Annotated in this window: 14 protein-coding genes and 1 pseudogene; 7 read left to right on the top strand and 8 right to left on the bottom strand. The window is 42.1% G+C overall.

What is annotated here, in order from left to right; all coding sequences use genetic code 11:
- Positions 1-2 precede the first annotated feature (2 nt).
- Positions 3-1,353 (bottom strand): annotated as a pseudogene (locus HWQ43_RS25530) (glutamine synthetase).
- A 172-nt stretch (positions 1,354-1,525) separates the two neighbouring features.
- Here HWQ43_RS25530 and HWQ43_RS25525 point away from each other — a divergent pair.
- Complete coding sequence (locus HWQ43_RS25525) at positions 1,526-3,967, top strand: hypothetical protein (RefSeq protein ID WP_292738850.1); 2,442 nt, start codon at positions 1,526-1,528, stop codon at positions 3,965-3,967.
- Positions 3,968-4,174: 207 nt separating this feature from the next.
- On the opposite strand, the gene HWQ43_RS25520 is transcribed toward HWQ43_RS25525, so the two are convergent.
- On the bottom strand, positions 4,175-4,459 hold the full coding sequence (locus HWQ43_RS25520; RefSeq protein ID WP_292738848.1) for a DUF2470 domain-containing protein: 285 nt from the start codon (positions 4,457-4,459) through the stop codon (positions 4,175-4,177).
- A 270-nt stretch (positions 4,460-4,729) separates the two neighbouring features.
- On the opposite strand from HWQ43_RS25520, the gene HWQ43_RS25515 reads away from it, so the two are divergent.
- Positions 4,730-5,485, top strand: a complete 756-nt coding sequence (locus HWQ43_RS25515) for a metallophosphoesterase family protein (RefSeq protein WP_292738846.1) — start codon at positions 4,730-4,732, stop codon at positions 5,483-5,485.
- Positions 5,486-5,974: 489 nt separating this feature from the next.
- Here the strand turns inward: HWQ43_RS25515 and HWQ43_RS25510 are convergent, their stop codons facing one another.
- From HWQ43_RS25510 to HWQ43_RS25500, 3 genes are all read right to left on the bottom strand, one after another.
- On the bottom strand, positions 5,975-7,318 hold the full coding sequence (locus tag HWQ43_RS25510; protein ID WP_292738844.1) for a glycosyltransferase: 1,344 nt from the start codon (positions 7,316-7,318) through the stop codon (positions 5,975-5,977).
- The gene (locus HWQ43_RS25505) at positions 7,318-8,112 is read right to left on the bottom strand and encodes a hypothetical protein (protein WP_292738842.1); all 795 of its coding nucleotides are present in this window, start codon (positions 8,110-8,112) and stop codon (positions 7,318-7,320) included. Before HWQ43_RS25505 ends, HWQ43_RS25510 begins: the two co-directional genes overlap by 1 nt.
- A 447-nt stretch (positions 8,113-8,559) precedes the next feature.
- Positions 8,560-9,423 carry a M48 family metallopeptidase gene (locus tag HWQ43_RS25500; protein ID WP_292738840.1) on the bottom strand — a complete coding sequence of 288 codons (864 nt, stop codon included), beginning with the start codon at positions 9,421-9,423 and terminating at the stop codon, positions 8,560-8,562.
- A gap of 393 nt (positions 9,424-9,816) precedes the next feature.
- On the opposite strand from HWQ43_RS25500, the gene HWQ43_RS25495 reads away from it, so the two are divergent.
- Positions 9,817-10,350, top strand: coding sequence for a DUF4330 domain-containing protein (locus HWQ43_RS25495; protein ID WP_292738838.1), 534 nt, complete (start codon positions 9,817-9,819; stop codon positions 10,348-10,350).
- A gap of 124 nt (positions 10,351-10,474) precedes the next feature.
- Here the strand turns inward: HWQ43_RS25495 and HWQ43_RS25490 are convergent, their stop codons facing one another.
- Positions 10,475-11,371: an alpha/beta hydrolase gene (locus tag HWQ43_RS25490; RefSeq protein ID WP_292738836.1), complete on the bottom strand. Its 897-nt coding sequence runs from the start codon at positions 11,369-11,371 to the stop codon at positions 10,475-10,477.
- Between the two features lie 742 nt (positions 11,372-12,113).
- Here HWQ43_RS25490 and HWQ43_RS25485 point away from each other — a divergent pair.
- Both HWQ43_RS25485 and HWQ43_RS25480 read left to right on the top strand, forming a co-directional pair.
- Positions 12,114-12,698 (top strand): hypothetical protein, encoded by a 585-nt coding sequence (locus HWQ43_RS25485; protein ID WP_292738834.1) that lies wholly within the window; start codon positions 12,114-12,116, stop codon positions 12,696-12,698.
- A gap of 186 nt (positions 12,699-12,884) precedes the next feature.
- The gene (locus HWQ43_RS25480) at positions 12,885-13,658 is read left to right on the top strand and encodes an armadillo-type fold-containing protein (protein ID WP_292738832.1); all 774 of its coding nucleotides are present in this window, start codon (positions 12,885-12,887) and stop codon (positions 13,656-13,658) included.
- A 70-nt stretch (positions 13,659-13,728) separates the two neighbouring features.
- On the opposite strand, the gene ftsE is transcribed toward HWQ43_RS25480, so the two are convergent.
- Together ftsE and HWQ43_RS25470 are read right to left on the bottom strand one after the other, a co-directional pair.
- Entirely contained in the window at positions 13,729-14,475 is a 747-nt protein-coding gene (gene ftsE / locus HWQ43_RS25475) for a cell division ATP-binding protein FtsE (RefSeq protein ID WP_292738829.1), read from the bottom strand.
- A gap of 309 nt (positions 14,476-14,784) precedes the next feature.
- A complete protein-coding gene (locus tag HWQ43_RS25470) occupies positions 14,785-15,540 on the bottom strand; it encodes a WecB/TagA/CpsF family glycosyltransferase (protein WP_292738827.1) in 756 nt (251 codons plus the stop codon).
- 423 nt (positions 15,541-15,963) lie between these two features.
- Between HWQ43_RS25470 and HWQ43_RS25465 the strand changes: the two genes are divergently transcribed.
- Both HWQ43_RS25465 and HWQ43_RS25460 read left to right on the top strand, forming a co-directional pair.
- Positions 15,964-16,683 (top strand): response regulator transcription factor, encoded by a 720-nt coding sequence (locus HWQ43_RS25465; RefSeq protein ID WP_292738826.1) that lies wholly within the window; start codon positions 15,964-15,966, stop codon positions 16,681-16,683.
- Between the two features lie 163 nt (positions 16,684-16,846).
- Positions 16,847-18,520, top strand: coding sequence for a SpoIIE family protein phosphatase (locus HWQ43_RS25460; RefSeq protein ID WP_292738824.1), 1,674 nt, complete (start codon positions 16,847-16,849; stop codon positions 18,518-18,520).
- Positions 18,521-18,522: the final 2 nt, after the last annotated feature.

Raw genomic sequence — 18,522 nt, 5'->3', positions numbered from 1 at the left:
TGCTAGTATTTTTCTAATAATGCTTTCACTTCTGCCGTTAATTCCCAATCTTTCATTGCTTGCCACTCTGCTTGACGCACTGCTAAGAACGCTTTGCCTAACTGGGGATTTAAAGCTGTTAATAGGATATCGTCTTGCTGGAGGTGAGTCGATCGCTTGCCCCAAATTATTTGGTAATGGGTCTATTGCATTAGCACTGCGTTCTTCAATTGATAAATATCCAGGGTCTTGATTTACTGGGTTTGGTGGTGTGAGACTGCGCTGCACGCCATCAAGTCCGGCTGCGATCGCTGCTCCTAAAGCTAAGTAAGGATTAGCTGAGGCATCTACAGTTTTCAATTCAAAGTGGCTGGGACAGCCCAAAGCAGGGTTACTAGGGACTCTAACGGCAGCCTCCCGATTATCTAATCCCCAACAACGGAAAGCACCACTCCAACTATGAGGAAGAATGCGGCGATAAGAATTAGTACTTGGGGTAGTTAGTGCCATCAGTGCCGGCAGATGGTGTAGGATACCAGCGATAAATTGTAATGCCACCTCAGAAAGACCATAGATACTCTGAGGATCGGGTAATAGGTTTTTCTCCCTATGCCAAAGGCTCAGATGGATATGACAACCACTACCCGCTGCATCCGGGAAAATTTTGGGTAAAAATGAAGCGATGAGGTTGTGGCGGTGGGCGATCGCTCTGACAGTTTCTCGAAAAGCAATTTGCCAGTCAGCTGCTTGTAAAGCATCGGTATAGCGCATGGAAATTTCTTGCTGACCTGGGCCTGATTCAGGATAATACTGTTCGACAGGTATACCTTGGGCAATAAGTGCATCAGCGATTTCATCAATTACTTCGCGGTGGAGATCCATCGCCTGAGTTGAAGCAAAAACTGTGGAGTCAGCCGGAATGATGCCATCAGGTGTTTGCCGTAGTAAATAAAACTCATTTTCAAAGGCTGCCCGTACTTCCCAACCAGTTGATTTAGCTGCCGCAATCATCCGCTTCAAGAAGTTTCGCGGGCATAATCCCCAAGCAGCACCATCTAATACCATATTGCCCATGACACGAGCATGACCAAAACTATAAGGTAAAGGCTTGAGGCTAGACCAATCTGGCACTAAGCGAATTTCACCTACTGGCCCTAAATTTGTTTCTGGCACAACTGCATCATACATTACGGGAATTCCCTGCTGCCCTACAGAAATCCCTACTCCATGTTCAAAGTAGTGAGCTAACATTCCCAGATGCACAGCTTTGCCACGGATAATATTAGCATTATTGCACCAAATAACTCGCACAAATTTAACATCAGCTTCTTCAAGATATTTTCGTATTTTTTTAAAGTTATTTTTTTCAGCCATTGTTAGTTATTTTTATTTTTACTCTGTTATTTTCTCATGAAAGTTATGGCAGAGTAATATCAGATGCCGTGTCCATACATAGACGGTATCTTAACCACTTCAAAATAGTTATATTTTTTTACGGATTTCATAAACAATGATTGTATATAAATAATTAAAACCTGAAAATTATATGATAAATAAATTACTGACGCAGTTAAAAAAACTACGTCACAAGCTCAATCAGCACATTAAAAAATTATCTAATCCTAGATATTTACAAAGAAATAAAACGTTCAAATTTTTACTCAGTCTGACTATTGGAGTCATTGTTACTACCCTTGGAATTACAACAGACTGGGCGACGACTGGAACACGCACGCTTACACATAATACTATTGGTAGTGAAAATCTGCGGGTACAAAATAATACTGGAATGCCCACACTTACACACAAAATATCGTCAATCAATAATACTATTGGCAGCGAACGTCTGTGGGGACAAAACAATACTGAAATACCCACACTTACACACAAAATATCGCCAATAAGTAATACTATTGGCAGTGAAAATCTGCTAGTACAAAATAATACTGAAACATCCGCGCTTAACTACAAAACATCGTGGATAGGTAATACTATTGGCAGTGGAAATCTGCGGGTACAAAACAATATTGAGGGCATGTATGTTGCTCCTGATGGCACAGTTTATACTAATAGCCATTGGGATGAGGCGGCAATGGAAGCAGGAATATATAAAGATGGTAAAGTTATTGCTGCCCTTGGGGATACTCACGGCTGGAGTCGTGGCGGTGGCAAAGCTGTAACCGCAAATAGTAAATATGTTTACATTGCCATGACTCAAGGTTCGAGGGGCGATACAAAAGAAGATTACCCATCAGAAGGAACAACTTGGTATAGCGTTAGACGCTATGACTTGTCAGGAAAACCTGCGCCGTTTCCGAATGGACGTGGTTGGGATAAAAGTATGTTGATTACCAGTACTAAAAGTGAAGTTACTGGATTAGCAACTGTGGGAAGCGAGTTGTATGTGAGTGATTTTGCTGCTAGCCGTATTCGTGTTTATGATACTGAGACGATGAAGGAACTCCGCAGCTTTACCGTTGCTAATCCGGGAGCAATAACTATCGATCCACAAAAAAATCTGTGGATTATTCAAAGTAAAAATGGTAGTAAGCCTGCAAAAATTTTACATTATTCCCAAAGTGGAAAGCAATTGCCGCAACAGATTGCAGATATCGTCGAACCAACAGCGATCGCTATTAATCATCAAGGTAAGCTGTTAGTAGCAGAAAATGGACCGCGTCAGCAAATGTTGACTTATGATATCAAAGATCGGCCAGTGCAGGTGAGTAGTTTTGGTTCTAAAGGCGGTATCTATGCAGGAGTTCCTGGTGAAGTTCGAGATTTGAAACTTTACGGACTTACCGGAGTCGGTACAGATGCTTCAGGGAATATCTATATAAATAGTAATGGTTTCAACAAATCAGGAACAGATTTGCGGAAATTTTCGCCATCGGGAAAACTAATGTGGCGATCGCTGGGATTGATATTCGTCGATAATGCAGATGCCGATCCTAAAACTGATGGTGTAGATTTATTCACCAAACAAGAACACTATTTGATGGATTACAGTAAGGCTGCTGGTAAGCAATGGATTTACAAAGCCTACACCTTAAATGCTTTCAAATATCCTCAAGATCCACGTCTGCATACATCCCCAGATGGAACCTTTGTTCGCCGCATCCAAGGGAAGCCGTTTTTGTTCCTCACAGATATGTATAACAGCTTTCTGCAAATATATCGTTTTAATCCCGCTACAGATGGTAAAGTTGCCATCCCCGCCGGCATGTTTGTCGGTACTAATGGCGCAGATAAACCATTTATTACCGGAAATTGGCCACCGCATCAACCAGAACAAGGGGAATGGATCTGGCGCGATCGCAACGGTAATGGCAAATTTGAAAAGAACGAATACGATCGCAGCAAAGATTATCCTCATCTTGGTGGCTGGTGGGTAGACAGTAAAGGAGATGTTTGGAAAGCTTTGCGAACAGAAGATGGCATTCGACACTATCCTTTACAGGGAATAGATCCTAAAGGCAACCCCATCTACAGCTATAGTTCGATGGAAAAGCAAACTACTCCCAAAATATTTAACGACTTGCGGCGGATCGAATATTTCCCTGAAACAGATAGTATGTTTTTGTCAGGCTTTACGGTAGATCGCCCTGCATTTGGTGACGATGCTGGAGTTGCTGGATCTGAGATTGCCCGTTTTGACAATTGGAGTAAAGGAAATCGTACTCCCAAATGGCGGATTGTAATACCCTATGACAGCACCGGGAAGCGTGAAGTGTCTACAGCAGCAATTAGTGTGACGGGAGACTATGTATTTGCCGTGACAGTCAAAACCGCAGAAGTATATGTCTACAATGCCAAGACGGGAGCGCAAGTACAACAGTTAAAACCAGGCCCAGAAGTTGGCAGCGAAAGTGGCTGGATTGATATACCCTACGGTATTCGCGCTTTTCGGCGTTCCAATGGTGAGCATCTGGTATTTGTGGAAGAAAATTGGAAAGGAAAAGTGATTATGTATCGGCTGGCGGGGTGAGTATTTACAGCAATTACGAAATCACACAGCTTTCAATACTGCTCGTTAAGAATTTTAAACTGGAATTTGGTTTGGGGAAAAGTGAAAGGGGTAAAGCTATGGAATTTTCCCTTCCCCTTTAACCTTTCCCCAGTCTAGTATTGCTATATGTACAAAAATATGTGGTTAAATGTATCGCAGATTTAATGTCAATTATTTTGTCATTTCCTATTTAGCCTTCACCCGCGCCTGCTTCACCATTGCAATCAAAGTTTGATGAGCATCTTCCGCATCTACTAAAACACGATCGAATTGAATGCGAACTGGTACAGTTTCCCCATTGACTTGCGCTGTTAAATCCATACCCTGTGCATCAATTGACAGCATTTCGGCTGCGGTTGCATCAGTGACACCACCAAAAGCTTTAGCATAAATAACTACAGCATCAGCATGATCGTCATTCATGTGCTTGCAGATGCGCGAACTAATTTCAGCAGAGAAACCATTAGACATTGTGAACTCAAAAGTGATGAATATGGCAAGAGCCTAAATTCTCGGCTAAGTAGTTTAAATTAGCAGAAAAACCTAGTCTTACGCCACTGATATTATAAGTTATATCTAAAAAACAATTGTCGTTGTATATATTTGATAAGTTAATTTTATTACTCGTACAAAAATTAAATTAAAATAAGCATTATCCAGTATTTTTACCTTTCATTGCGGAAAGCAGACAGCGTAAACTGTAGCAGAAGTATTAGCCAAAACTATTGCAGCTAAGAGACAATGAGCGAAACTAGCCCCAGACGAATTGTAATTGGGGATGTGCATGGACACTATGAAGGTTTAATGACACTGTTGGAGGCGATCGCCCCCACGTCAGAAGATCGAGTCTATTTTCTGGGAGACTTAATCGATCGCGGCCCTCATAGTGCGCAAGTAGTTAATTTTGTCAAGCAAAATAACTACTCATGTTTGTTGGGAAATCATGAGCAGATGTTACTAAACATTCTGACGAATGAAAGGATTTCCTCCTCGACGATGCAAGCATGGCTGTTTGGTGGAGGGCAAGCTACCGTGGCCAGTTACCAAGAGGCTCCCATTCCTGATGACCATCTGGATTGGTTAAAAGCTTTGCCTACATACCTTGACTTAGGGGATATTTGGTTAACTCATGCTGGTGTTGACCCTTCCAAGTCGGTGACAGAACAAACTGCCGATGAACTGTGCTGGATACGAGAGGAATTTCACAGTATTGAAAAACCCTACTTTCCAGATAAACAAATTATCATCGGTCACACCATTACCTTTACCCTGCCGGGTGTTTCTCCTGGTAAACTGGCACAAGGAAAGGGATGGCTAGACATAGATACTGGCGCTTATCATCCCCGGAGTGGCTGGTTGACTGGACTAGATGTCACAAATCAGTTGGTTTATCAAGTTAATATCTTTAAAAACTATATCCGTACCCTGCCTTTAGAAGAGGTTGTAATTAACATTGATCCAGCCAAAATTAAAGTCGATCGCCGCAATAGGAATTGAGGAATATTTGAAATGAGGGGGAGAAATCACTGTCCGTTCGCTGATTTTGAGGTGGTAAGCGGAATTAAAAGCTTGAGGAGAAAGGAATCAGGCAATTTTTGAACTTTTGGGAGATGACAAGCTGATTACAGGTAATGTGAAGACATGTAAGCGTTGTTTCAAAAAACGATATCAGTGGTCAACGGTAAAGCGACGATAGTATTGTCGCCAAAGTTCTTCTATTGAAGGCATTTCTTCTCCCACCCCCCATTCGATTATCATTGTTGTATTATTTTCTGAACAGGTATACTACACAATAATTGTTAAAGGTCAGGATGCTTTAAGGCTGACAAGATAATATTTTTAACCTCTAATTCCTTTTGATTTGCGTTCTCTCATATCGCTTTTAGTCTAAACTCCAGCTGCAATCACAGGCTGTTTTGTACCAACAAGTTCAGCAAGCTGTTTCTGTATTAACCCCGCTTTTGTTATAAAGAAGCGAAATGTGGGTTAAAGTGGTAATCGATTTGTAACTAATCGATATAAGAAACGAACGATTCCACCTAGAATTGGCAGCTTGAACAAGCGTTGGCGTAGCTGCATAGTTGTAGAGTTGTAAAGAGCAGTAACCTCATTCTGTAATTGGCTATGTTCAGCTTGCAGTTGAGCAGACTGTTCTTTTGTTTGTCCATTTTCTGCTTGCAATTGATTAACCTTTAGGTGAAGTTGCTGAAACTCAATTTGTAATTGGCTATATTCAGCTTGTTGTCGTTCAGATTCAATCTGCAAGTGAGAAAAGCTGGCTTGCAGCAGTTCGTATTCTCCATATCGAGGTGTCCAGCTATATAAATAACCTGAGACAGCTTTCGCCTCTACTTTGGGGTCTATGAGTTTTGCCTGATGATTGGCGATTGCTTCTCGATACAGAGCCACAATCTCGTTGACTGTGGCATTAAGTCCAGCCGTTTCACGAATTCGCCGAGAAACCTCAGCAGCATCATCAGAGTCATATCGAGTAATTTCTCTAACTAGCAGATCCGGATGCACAGGTTCTTGGAGTGTGCGAATGCCAAAATTGAAGCGTCTAAGTTGGCTCATTTCAGTTGCTGTCACCATTGAACCAGCACCCCTATAGTCACAGAGAATCACTGCACAACCAACCGCCATTGCTTCCAAAGCACATCTTGCCTTTGCAAAAACTAGGTCGTAGTTGCCAAGAACCTTTTCTGGATGGATGCAGACATTGCCTACACTCGCTCCAATTACATCTAAAGCAATACCTGTGCGGGCACATGCTTGTTGGACTGCTCGTAGATATGTGTGTTCGCTAGCCTGGTTGCTAAATACTAGTGCCCGTTTGGGAAATTTTGGCAGCGAAGGACGCAGACAAAATTTGTCCAAATCAACGGAATTATAGATAACCCGAACACGATCTTCTGAAATGCCATGCCTGAGTATTAGGCGATCGCGACAGGTGTAATCAACGCCAACATAGTATTGAATGCGAGGAAGTAAAGGTGGATGATCGTGCCACGCCAGCCAATCATGACAAAAAAATATCCCTGGCACTTCTGGAAAATGCAACAGAGCTGTCACCGTCCCTGGATGATGATGTCCGTGAATAATGTCCGGGACTGCTCCTACTGCATCTAGGTTATCTACCACAGGAACTGTAGCTACACGAAGTTCTTCTACTATGGAGTCTGTTTGAGTCGATGCACCCAGATGAGTGCAGTAAACAATAGGTGTGTGCCCTTGCTTGAGTAACTTGATTGCCAAGTCTCTTACATAAGTTTCTGTTCCAGATCGTGTGGCAAGGGTAATGTTAGTAATTAAAACTCGCAAACCACCCATTAGCTCAACCTTTTGATGTAAGTCCAAAGCGTTTCAGCCAATGGGTAGACGTGTTCACGATAACGCAGCACTTGCTGAAACAAGCCAGATGCAACTTTTTTTTCGCCGTACTGTTCGTAAAAAGGTGTTCCTGGCATCTGACAATCATTTTTACCACGAACGTGGATTCGGCTAAAACACTCGATTCGGAACGCTTCTATTCCAAATGCTTCGATTGCAGAATTCACTTCAGCAGCAATCTCATCATATGCCTGGGCAGTCGCTAGTTTTCTTGCCAAGGCATCATCATTTAGCGGCAGGCAAATCATTTGCTCAGAGAATGGTGCGGGGAAGTTATCTGGTTTCCCACTCAGCAAAAAGTCAAAGTTATCAATTTTATGTCCTCTTTTAAGCAAAATCTCTACAGCAGCATTGATTATTAGGCGACAGATATCATGAGATGGATTGTAGCCTTCTACTGCGTCCCCAATAACTAACTCCACCCTAAGCTGAGTGAGTATGTCAACTAATTCTTCAGTCAGTCTAATAAATAAATCAAAGTCTCGATTTAGAATTGCTGCATAAACTTGTTTATCCGAAAATCGACCATAAATATTACCTTGTTTTGCATTAACTTTTTTTAGAACTTTTGTAGTTGAGTCTAGCCTCGACTTGCCTGAATGTCCGGTGCCATCTGTTAGAACGAATACAAAGGGGCGAGCTAACTCTAACCAGCCATGAACTCTAATCTCATGTCCTGGATGGGCAATGATTAGGGCGCTGCAAGAGGTAGTTAGACAATCGCTAGGTATCATTCATTTCTATTTAAAAAAGATTTTTGGCTATCTATATCAGTGTATACTCACGGGGAGTATAACGTTTACCAATTCGCTGCACAGGTGATTTAGTCAAAGTTGACAATCATGTTATGCTGAAAAATCCTCAAAATTTTCAAATTGACAATATCTAAATTTTTAGGTCTTTCCTAAATAAGTTCTGATATCGAGTCGCTCATCTGCTTTTGCAAACGCTGGCGGTTATCGTCGTACTTCAAAACCGTTTGGACTTGGGCGTGTCTACTGAATCGTTGGGTGGCAACCCTCGACTCGACACGGTTGGGGTGCCGTTGATCAGTGCGACCCTTGGGGGCAATGGAGCAGATGATCCGTTATATTTGCCGACATGGCAAAGAATTTCTGCCCCCTACCTGGTTGTTGAGCGTAGTGGAAACACTGCCTCCTGCCTCCTCTTTCCCAATTTCCTCAAGACTTCGCTAATGGTCGAATATTTGCTTTATAACTAGCATTATCCAAGCCAGATTTTCCATTACTAGGTTGAGAGTTAATTGCACGTTTGAGGGCATCAATGCGATCGCTGGTTCCGGGGTGAGTACTTAAAAATGTTGGACTAGAACCACCCTTTTTCAGCAGCTTTTGCATAAAAGAGACCATTGCTGACTGGGCATAACCAGTACGTGTCAAAGTTCGTAGTCCTCTTTGATCGGCTTCCAATTCGTTTTTACGACTGCGTGGTAAGTCTCGCGCTAACTGTACACCAATTTGCACTGCGGAATTTCGATCTAAGCCAGCTGCTGTTAATAGACCACTTTCGAGGGCTTTTTGCTGCATCTGCTTGACTACGTGTTTCCCGCCAATGTGACCGATTTCATGGGCGAGTACACTTGCCAGTTCCGCTTCATTGTCTGCGGTTTTCAGCAAACCCGTGTGGACATATACATAACCGCCCAAGGTCGCAAAGGCGTTAATAGCGTTATCCTCAACTATCTGGAAAGTATAGGGGAGATCGGGGCGATCGCTATTCGCTGCTAAACGCCGACCAACTTGCTCTACATAACGATTAACTTCGGGATTGCGGTAAAGTCTGACTTGACTGCCGACCAATTCCTGATTAATCTGCTTACCAAGATCAACTTCTTGATTAGGGGATATATTAGAAAGCTGAAATGCCTGAACTCCTTGGAGTAAAAGAGGCAAGAAATCTAAAGTTCTTCCAGGCAAGGGTGTACTCAGGCACAGACTCAGGGCGACTACCACTGAAATTAGGGGATAAAACCAGCGACGCCGCCATACACGGTAATTTGCAGCAAAACCTTTCCAATTGAACATAATACGCTTTGAAGATTATTTCGGAAGAACATAAAATGAGGAGACAAATTATAAGACGGATTTAGAGTATTCTAAGTTGCATTCTTAACTCAAGACCAAAGGAGCTGTCATACAGATAATCTTGATGCAAATCTACCGAATTGCGGGAGGCTAGGGATTCTCTCTAAAGACAGGCTTAAACACTAGATTTTACTTTCTAGGTGCGTCAGTATTAACTAGTAAAAGTTTGAGGGTTAGCTGCCGTGCCTCGGAAATTACGAACTTGTGATAAACTGTCGCATAACCGCAACCCCCGAATACTTTGAGTTATTACCAAATAGGGAAAATTACCTTTTCCATCGAAAACTTTCGGGCTACAATCCATTACTTCACGATTACATCGGAAAACTTTTTATGGCTATTTTAGATTCAAAAGGTCGCTTGTTTGGCAAAATTAATCTCCTCGATTTAGGTGCTGCGCTGGTAATTCTGCTAGTTATATTTGGCATCTTTGTTTTTCCTGGCACTTCTGGTTCTGTTGCCCAAGTTGGTGCGAAAACAGTACCCATAGAAGTAGACTTAGTAGTTCGTGGTTTGAATGTACGCGACCCGGAAAAATTAATTGACAATGGTTTAAAAAAAGGTGGAAAAACCAATGTGATTATCCGCAATCAGCCTTACGGACAAATTGAAATTAAATCCATTCAACAGCTACCTAGAACAGTCAATGTTTTCCAACCGGATGGCACTGTTAAAGAACTGCCAGATCCCAAGAGCAACAATTACAGTACAGATTTTCTTTTGACTTTAGATGGCAAAGCCCAAGTTACTGAAAGTGGGCCAGTTTTGGGTAACAGTAAAGTTAAAATTGGGATGCCATTTGAGCTAGAAGGCTTTAACTACAACTTCAATGCAACTGTCATTGATATCAGATTGAAAGATAAATAGTATTATCACTTTTGTGGATAATTTTCTCTAGCAATCTTATTAAACATTTGGTGAAAAAGAATGTAGAGACGCGTTAGCGCTACGGGGCAAAGCCCAGTCCCATTTCGCGTCTCTACTACTCATGTTAATTAAGCAAAGGCAAAAATTTGCGAATTAACCCGATTGTCACTGCTGGTAATTCCAACTGTGGTGTTAATCCGACATCTTCCAACTGTTGAAAAAATCGGATTGCTTGAGGATTGATTTCGGCAAGGCGGCGACCAATTGAGGGCCCTGTAAATTCTGACTTTTGTCCCCAAATAATCGCGGTGGGAATGGTTAATTGTTGAATGTAAAGGGATAAATCAAAGCACAAATCGCCACGAACAAACGACAGTGCTGCATACTCAGCATTAGGCTGTTGGGCGGATTCTAGATAAGCATCTACAATTTCTTGGTAGACTCGATTGGATTGAGCAAATTGCCGTTGTTCTAAAAAGCTGCGAATACCACCACTAGTAGCAATTCCAGTGCTGTAAAGTAAACGATCGACAACGGGAACGCTAACTAACTGGGCAAAAAAACTCCGGGAGTAGTCTTCGCCAAAGTCAGAAAGTCCGGCGGGGGTGGTAAGAATTAAAGACTTGAATAAATCAGGACGATCTGCTGCTACCCGAATTGTAAATGCTGCGGTCAAAGAAGAAGCGATCGCTGTTACTGGGCCAGTACAAGTCTGCTCGAAAAACTCCCGAATCGTGGTCAAATAATCCTCAATATTATAACTCCGTGCTGGATGTTCAGACCTACCCCAACCGAGCAAATCTGGCGCAATAACCCGATATTCAGCCGCAAAAGCCGGATAAACTTTTGACCACTCATAAGCAGAAGACCCACCACCAAAGCCGTGCAGGAATACCAAAGTTTCCCGATCGTCTTTGGCAGTCAGATCATCCTGCCAAGGTGTTCCAGCAGCGGTATAATATACCATTCTACCTAGTGAGGTATCTATAGAGCGTTGTTCAAATCCTAGTGGTTGAAACATAAGTCTTTTTTTGTTGACTGTAGTGATTCGTTGGCACAAGTAATATAAAATACCTGGGAGGCAAGCACAGGAAGAGAAGATTTGATAATTTATCGTAAATTAAAGGGTTTAAGAACCTGCAATCTACATGTAGCACCCATTTCAGTCGGGGTTTAAATCCCCGTCTGAAATGTCTTTAATTTTGAATTTTGAATTTTGAATTTTGAATTTTGAATTGTTAATCGCCTCCCCTTTCGTCACCCTAAATGTTTACTGCATTCAGTGCTGAGTAAATTAAAAAGCACTTAATATTTGTGTACTTAGTAAGAGCAACGTCCCTTGTAGGCAGTCTTTTAACTCAGCACTCTTCATGTGTCTAGTTCAAACTTCCCACTCATTGTTATTATCAGCGAACCAATCACTCTCAGACTTCTCACTAGCGTCAGATTAAGTAGATATAAAATTACTAGATTACTTGTAAAGATTTGGTGCTTTTTTTCATAAAAATAAAGTAACTGAACGTTGAAATTACTGTTATATAAGGGTTTTTCATGGTAGCGAGGATCGCCCCAGCGTGAATTCAACATAAGTTTTTATGGTAGTCTATCAAAAAACCGATAAATAATTTTGACCGTCAACACGTCAAAAATAGTTAAAACGCTTATTTTAATAAGCTGTTAATTCTACTTATATATGTAGAAACAATAGCTTTTGATGTATAACTAATCTGATTTTTGTCTAAGTAATAGTAAGGCGGGATGTCATGGTAAAGCAGGCTACTCTTCAATCAAATAAACTACCAACGATTGAAGACGCTAAATTTGCGCTTGACAACTTGAATATACAAAACGAAATTAAAGCTTCAGCTAGGCGGGGTCAGGTCGAGCCAGTTTTTGATGCTGCCAAACTTACTGTACCTACTTGTATTTGTTTAGACTTAGAAGACTTGAAGTGTTTTGAAGCAGTAGAGCGTCAATATGAACGTTGGGGAGTCATTTTTCACAATTCTCTAGCAATACAGCCATCAAATCCGGCATTTCCAACCTATTCAGGGCTAATAGTCTTAATGGGAGCGCCCAAAAGCGGATTTTTAGAAGCTACTTTCTTGCGTCCAGTGAACTCGGTTAGCGCCTTTGTCACTAGTTCGCAACGGCTAGTGCTTTCCGCCTACGATCGCGATCGGCAACTACTCGCTCAAACTGCACTACCAAGCTCTAATCTTGCCAATTCCGACTCGCCAATTTCCCCCAATACCTTATTATCTATAAATGTGAATAACATTCACAGCGTTACCTTTTGTACTTTTGATGGTCAATTCACCCTTGATAACTTTCGTTTTTGTCTTTAAGTAAGACTTACGTACAAAATGCCCTTGCTCTGAGCGATTGAAAATGGTATCTTAATTTGCGCTGTGCTGTATTAGTCTAGTATCCCTCTATAAAATCGGGCATTTTGTGATTTAAGCCTTCATCCTTCCTTCATCCATAGTAAAACTTATACAATAGGTAATTTCGTAATCAAGTAGGTAAACACTGTGGCACAGGCTTCGTCTTCTTGGCAGCAATTGATCAACCAAATCCCCAACTGGAACTGGTCGCTTCCAAAATTCAAGACAAAGGGAGCCATAAAGCAGCAAACATTTAAACGTTTCTCTGGCCCTGGGGGCTTTCTTGGGTTCCTGACAATCATTATTGCCATGTTGTTGTGGAACTGGAAACTGCTACTGGCTCTCTTAATCGGCATTGGAGTAATGGTATTGGTTTACTCAATGCAAGAGTGGGACTGGCAATTACGCTGGTCTAAAATACGTAACTTCTTAAATAATTCAAATCGTCGGTTAGCTTTAGCAGTCATCAGTGGTGGTATTGCCACTGTCAGCACTTACATGGCAGCGGCGATATGGGTTGACTCTCACAGTCACTGGATTGCTGCTGGTGCGATCGCCCAAGGTGTGGGAACCCTGTTAACTTTAATTTTATTGGTATGGCAAATTGTCAACTTCTATGAAAATCGAGAAGAAAACCACCTCGATCGGTTGTTGATGAATTTAACAGAAAAAGATCCATTGAAGCGGTTGATTGCTCTAGGTCAACTAAGTAAATTCATCAGTCGTAAGCGAGTTGATTCTTCAGTGCAGCAAGATATTGTCCAATGCTTGCAACTCCTACTCAGTCGAGAGGAAGAAGTTGTAGTGCGAGAGGCAGCTTTTAAGAGTTTACAAGCCTGCGATCGCCTACAAGTGCTACCCCTCAAAACAGCAGTACCTTTCGTACCCGTATCAGCAAAAGTCAAACACCACGTTTATTAGTCATTTGTCATTTGTCTTTTGTCCTTTGTCCTTTGCAAATGACCAATGACTAATGACTAATGACTAATAATTATTTTCGAGACAACCTTCCATTGCGAACTTGCACTATCGGATGATTGCACCGCCGTACCAATTGCTCATCGTGGGTGGTGACAATTACCGTAGCCCCAAAGGAATTTAACTTCTGGAGAATCTGGATTACTTGCCAGGAATTATCTGGATCGAGATTTCCAGTAGGCTCATCGGCCAACAGTAGGGGTGGTGTACCAACGATCGCACGGGCAATACTCACCCGCTGTTGCTCTCCTCCAGACAGTTGATCTGGAAAGCAGTCAGCTTTACTCAGCAAACCTACCAGCTTTAAGGTTGGTTCTAAACGTCGTTGAATTTCTTTACGGGTATACCCTTGAGCTTGCAGCACAAAAGTGACATTTTCTGCTACTGTCCGTTGGGTAATCAGTTTGTAGTCTTGAAACACAATACCAATTCGTCGCCGCAATAATGACAAGCGATCGCCCCGCAAATCCGCTACATTACATTCATCAACAATTACTTCTCCCTGTGTAGGCAACTCTTGGCCATACAGCAGTTTCAAGAGCGTTGATTTACCAGAACCACTTGGCCCCGTGATAAACAGAAATTCTCCCTTTTTTACCTCAAGGTTTGCATTCAATAAAGCGTGAGTGCCGTTAGCATAAGTCTTGGTTACAGATTGCAATTGTACCTTTGTAGTAGTATTACTACCGTGCTGTTGAGTTTCACTGTCCTCTCCGCGAACGGAAAAGTCTTTCTTAACTGGAGTTGTTAATACTGGCATTGTTAAACTTTCCTCATACCCACAACCAAACAGTTTGCCTGCTTAGATGTGACATTCTCCCCAAAATAAGGATTCCCAGGTTTCGCCTGGGAATTTAAATTTCAACAAAGAAAATTTAAAATTTTTTCAAGACTTTAATACTAACTAAGTAAGAACACTCAGAATTGGGCATTGGGCATTGGGCATTGGGCATTGGGCATTGGGAATTGGACACAGGGACAGTCTTACACAGAGATAGTATTTGACTTTTTTTGCGTCGTCACGTCTCCTCATCCCCATGCCCTATGCCCCATGCCCCATGCCCCACTCTTAACTAATTGCACCCTTAGCTGTCAAACGATAAACAAACGCTTTCACAGCAAACGCTGGCAAAGCCAACATCCGCCGCCAGCGCCAAGGTTCTTGATAAAGGCGATACAACCATTCCAAATTATTATTTCCTAACCAGGCGGGAGCGCGAGTTTTAGTTCCCGACCAAATATCAAAACTGCCACCAACGCCAATCCAAATTGCTTGGGGACACAAATGGCGGTTTTCGGCAATCCATAACTCTTGACGTGGCACTCCCAAACCAACAAAAATCACTTGTGGCTGCAATTGAGCAAGAGTTTCTCGCAATTGTGCTTCTTCTTCTGGGGAATGGTAGCCTGAGTGAGTGCCGACTATATTCAAATCTGGAATTTGCTGCTGCCAAAAATCTGCCGCATTTGCTGCTACTCCAGGCGCTCCTCCATAGAAAAATATCTTTGTCCCTGTCTTCTGTTGCCCAAGCGCTTGCAAAAGTTTTTCTGCTAATTCAATCCCTGGAAACCGCTGCACTTTTTGCCATAACAGCCATCGTAAATACAGAACCACCCCAGCTCCATCTGGAATCACCAGTTCAGCATTTTTAATTACCTGAGCTAATAATTGATTTCGCTCTGCCTGCATAGTCATTTCTGCATTGAGCGTTACGACATGAGTTCCTCTGCCTGTGTGCAGGCATTCTAACAACCAGCCTGGATAGTCAGCCATCACATGAACTGGTATTCCCAACACTGAAAATGCTTGATTGCCGTTAGACATAGCCTATTCTTAAGTAATACTCACACCAGATTTTGCATGAATGTTAAGTTTATCAAATTTTTTTATATTAGAACTTAGGCAAAAGAGATTCCCCTTTTCCCTGCAACGAGAGAAAGCATAATTAAACTAAATAGACATAAGAGTGAACAAGAATGTATATACGTAGCAGTGCTACGTATATATAAGGGTTTTAGATACCACATAATTAATTTCACTCCTCTGTCTATTAATCTTGGGCGCTTGTACTTGGGCTGAACCAGTTCAACTTTTATTGTTACAGTGTAATATTCACTCAGTATAAAACGCTCAACTCGCAACTCTGGTTCCGGGAATAGAAACCCCCACTATACTGCTTGCAGCTAGTGTGGGAGTATGTCACGAAACTCGACTTTATGGTTATAGTGTAACGGGCTGAAGTTGGCTATGAGTAAAATTCGTATCGCTCTGATTGAAGACCATGACCTAACTCGTGTGGGTATTCGTACAGCACTACAGCAAAAGGATGAAATTGAAGTTGTAGGTGAAGCTGCTAATGCTGCTGATGGTCTAAAAATGTTAAAAATGCTACAACCAGATATTGCCATTGTCGATATTGGTTTACCAGATAAGGATGGCATTGAGTTAACGCGGGAGGTAAAATCTACTACTAATGGCCAGCAGCTACTTACAAAAGTGTTAATTTTGACGCTGCGGGATAACAAAGAAGCGGTGTTGGCAGCTTTTGCCGCTGGTGCAGACTCTTACTGTATGAAAGATATCAAATTTGATAATTTGCTGGAAGCAGTACGAGTAACTTACAATGGCAACGCCTGGATCGATCCAGCGATCGCTCGGATTGTATTACAACAAGCGCAACAAAATCCTCAAAAGTTGGAATCGGCTTTGGTCGATTCCAAGACTATTGCTCCTAACCCAGATTCTTTTGAGAATCTGGAAGGAATTCAACCTTACACCCTGACAGAAAGGGAATTGGAAGTGTTACAGTTGATTGTCGAAGGTTGTAGTAATGCAGTAATTGCGGAAAGACTTTACATCACAGTTGGCACTGTTAAAACTCACGTTCGCAATATTTTGAATAAGCTATGTGCCGATGACCGTACCCAAGCAGCAGTCCGCGCCTTGCGTTCTGGGTTAGTTGGATAAATTTAATTTTGGTGTGGGTCAATTGAGGATAATCAAGGGAAACTCATAACTTTGAAAATATAACTTTTCAAAGTGAATGGCTTTTCTGATTTTCTCTTATTTATTAGGTGGGATAAACATCATACTATCTCGCCATTCAAATATATGAAAACAAAAGTCAAATATGGCTGAGATTGGGACGGAAAAACTTAAGCTCATGGTGGTAGATGATGAGCCAGATAACCTAGATTTACTCTACCGCACTTTTAGGCGAGATTTTCAAGTATATAAAGCCAATCATGCCTTTGGTGCTTTGGAAATCTTGGATCAATTTGGCGAAATGGCGGTAATTATTTCTGACCAAAGAATGCCAGAAATGAATGGGACTGAATTTTTTAGTCGCACCGTAGAACGCTTTCCAGACACGATTCGGATTTTGTTAACTGGTTTTACTGATGTCGAAGATTTGGTAGATGCAATTAACTCCGGTCAGGTATTCAAGTACATTACCAAACCCTGGAATCCAGAACGGCTGAGAGGGTTAGTTGAGCAAGCCACTGATACGTATCGCTTAGTTAAAAAGCGCACCCAAGAGTTGCGTCGGGCCCTACGCCGAGAATCTTTGTTTAATGCGGTAACAACAGCAATTCGGGAATCTTTAGACTACGATAGTATGCTGCAAAAAATTGTCGCAACTATTGGAGAAACATTTGAAGCTAGCAGTTGCTTGCTCAAACCAGTAGAGGGCGATCGCCTCACACAAGACGAGTTTTTCTACCACGATCCGAAATCTGATGTATTAGATTCCGTCTTCGACTCCAGTGTTTTAATAGAAAAGGTGCTGGAAACCCGTCATTATCAACTCGCTCAAGATATATATGACGGTAATCCTAGTCACCACTTAGTTGTGCCACTTAGCTACCATCAGCATCTGTTGGCTGTGCTGACCCTCCACCAATGGGGACGCGATCGCCCTTGGGAAGACGAAGACATCCAACTAATTGCAGGTGTTGCTGAACAAGCAGCATTAGCTCTCTCCCAAGCAAAACTCTACCAACGCCTCCAAGAAAAGCAACAGCAGATTCACACTGAGTTAGAGGTGGCTCGCCAAATTCAATACAACCTGCTACGCCAAAGTTTACCTGACATTAAAGGTGTGAAGGTACAAGCTTGCTGCTATCCAGCGCGAGAAGTAGGAGGCGATTTTTTTGAAGTTTTTGTCCATCCTAAAGGCGACTTGTGGTTAGCAGTGGGTGACGTTTCTGGCAAGGGCGTCCCAGCAGCTTTATTTATGGCTAGTATTATTTCAGTTTTGCGCCGAGAATTATCTCAAGAGACACCAGCAGAGCCGAATGTGGTTATGCAGAACCTCAACCACGCTCTCAGTGAAGATTTAATTAGCAACAATTATTTTGTCACTCTTGTTTTAGCTTGTTATACCCCTAGCACTAAGGAACTGGTCTACACTAATGCCGGTCATATTTACCCAATATTATGGTCACGGCAAGGTGCTTTAGCCGAAAATCCCAATTACTTGAAAGTTCGCAGCGTTCCTTTGGGGATTTTGCCTAAGTGGCAGGCACAGTCTGGTCGCTTGGTTCTCGCTGCTGGAGACACATTGTTACTAGCCAGCGATGGAATTACAGAAGCAATGGTATCAAATAATCCTGATTCAACAGTAAAAACTGAGGCTGGGGTTGAGTCAGTGAACCGTTCGATGCTGAATCAAGATGGTCTTTGGCAACTCTTACAACAAGAGCAACAACCACTTTCTCTTAACCATTTACTAGCTCGCATTCAGGCAGATAATCACGTTCAAGAAGACGATCAAACTATACTTTCACTGGAGATTTTGTAAGT

Source organism: Nostoc sp. JL31 (assembly GCF_017114965.1).
Lineage (GTDB): Bacteria > Cyanobacteriota > Cyanobacteriia > Cyanobacteriales > Nostocaceae > Nostoc > Nostoc punctiforme_A.
The sequence above is the reverse complement of the archived record's forward strand: the minus strand, read 5'-3'. Positions and strand labels throughout refer to the sequence as shown.

What these genes read in the sequence shown, in the direction of transcription:
- HWQ43_RS25525 (WP_292738850.1), top strand. Translation starts at nt 1,526, where the DNA reads ATGATAAATAAATTACTGACGCAGTTAAAAAAACTACGTCACAAGCTC.
- HWQ43_RS25520 (WP_292738848.1), bottom strand. Translation starts at nt 4,459, where the DNA reads ATGTCTAATGGTTTCTCTGCTGAAATTAGTTCGCGCATCTGCAAGCAC.
- HWQ43_RS25515 (WP_292738846.1), top strand. Translation starts at nt 4,730, where the DNA reads ATGAGCGAAACTAGCCCCAGACGAATTGTAATTGGGGATGTGCATGGA.
- HWQ43_RS25510 (WP_292738844.1), bottom strand. Translation starts at nt 7,318, where the DNA reads ATGGGTGGTTTGCGAGTTTTAATTACTAACATTACCCTTGCCACACGA.
- HWQ43_RS25505 (WP_292738842.1), bottom strand. Translation starts at nt 8,112, where the DNA reads ATGATACCTAGCGATTGTCTAACTACCTCTTGCAGCGCCCTAATCATT.
- HWQ43_RS25500 (WP_292738840.1), bottom strand. Translation starts at nt 9,423, where the DNA reads ATGTTCAATTGGAAAGGTTTTGCTGCAAATTACCGTGTATGGCGGCGT.
- HWQ43_RS25495 (WP_292738838.1), top strand. Translation starts at nt 9,817, where the DNA reads ATGGCTATTTTAGATTCAAAAGGTCGCTTGTTTGGCAAAATTAATCTC.
- HWQ43_RS25490 (WP_292738836.1), bottom strand. Translation starts at nt 11,371, where the DNA reads ATGTTTCAACCACTAGGATTTGAACAACGCTCTATAGATACCTCACTA.
- HWQ43_RS25485 (WP_292738834.1), top strand. Translation starts at nt 12,114, where the DNA reads ATGGTAAAGCAGGCTACTCTTCAATCAAATAAACTACCAACGATTGAA.
- ftsE (WP_292738829.1), bottom strand. Translation starts at nt 14,475, where the DNA reads ATGCCAGTATTAACAACTCCAGTTAAGAAAGACTTTTCCGTTCGCGGA.
- HWQ43_RS25470 (WP_292738827.1), bottom strand. Translation starts at nt 15,540, where the DNA reads ATGTCTAACGGCAATCAAGCATTTTCAGTGTTGGGAATACCAGTTCAT.
- HWQ43_RS25465 (WP_292738826.1), top strand. Translation starts at nt 15,964, where the DNA reads ATGAGTAAAATTCGTATCGCTCTGATTGAAGACCATGACCTAACTCGT.
- HWQ43_RS25460 (WP_292738824.1), top strand. Translation starts at nt 16,847, where the DNA reads ATGGCTGAGATTGGGACGGAAAAACTTAAGCTCATGGTGGTAGATGAT.